Below are 274 nucleotides of genomic sequence, written 5' to 3'. Positions count from 1 at the left end.
GGTCAGGATCTTCAACCACCTGATCGGCAGGGCCGGGTGGCGGGTCATCGAATGCTGCGCCGTTTTCGGTAATATAGAGCGGAATGGAAGTATATTCACATGCCTTCTGCAATGCCTCGACAATACAATCGGGATAGATCTCCCATCCCATTGCGGTCTTAGGCAGCAGCCCCGGCACCTGCTTGGCCATCAGAAACGGCTCTTGCCAGTGGAAGGCATGAAACAGACGAGTGTAGGTATTGATGCCAAGAAAATCGATCGGCTGGCCGATAAT

General features: G+C 53.3%; 1 protein-coding gene. It reads right to left on the bottom strand.

The window, feature by feature from the left end:
* Positions 1-274 (bottom strand): family 1 glycosylhydrolase (locus NZU74_20735; GenBank protein MCS6883751.1); only part of this gene is annotated, 274 nt, incomplete at both ends.

The organism is Chloroflexaceae bacterium, assembly GCA_025057155.1.
Taxonomy (GTDB): Bacteria; Chloroflexota; Chloroflexia; order Chloroflexales; family Chloroflexaceae; genus JACAEO01.
Note: the sequence above shows the minus strand (reverse complement) of the source record. Positions and strands in the feature narration are given on the sequence as shown.